The organism is Paenibacillus sp. SER-28, assembly GCF_052906305.1.
Window position 1 is genome coordinate 1 of the sequence record NZ_JBRECM010000105.1, and the last position, 230, is coordinate 230.

The 230-nt window shown below is 69.6% G+C and carries 1 protein-coding gene; it reads left to right on the top strand.

What is annotated here, in order from left to right:
* Nucleotides 1-230, top strand: a 230-nt coding sequence (locus ACUYLD_RS25840) for a hypothetical protein (protein ID WP_446676257.1), incomplete at both ends; no start/stop codon positions are given.

Genomic DNA, 230 nt, shown 5'->3' on the forward strand with positions numbered 1-230 from the left:
GTCGACGCCTGGTCGACCTGGGGCGTGTTCATTGCCCAGGGGCGCGTCGTCGACAATTACCGGGTCGTGGTCGACGGCTCGAACGGAATCCTGAGCGGGCTGAGCTATCTCAACGCGCTCGACACCGCGATCGCGGCCAAACGCGCGGCGGTCGCCGAGATCGTCCGGCGCGTCGCGCTCGCGCGGCTGTGGGCGAACGGCCATGTCGACGACTACGCGCGCTTCTGGGC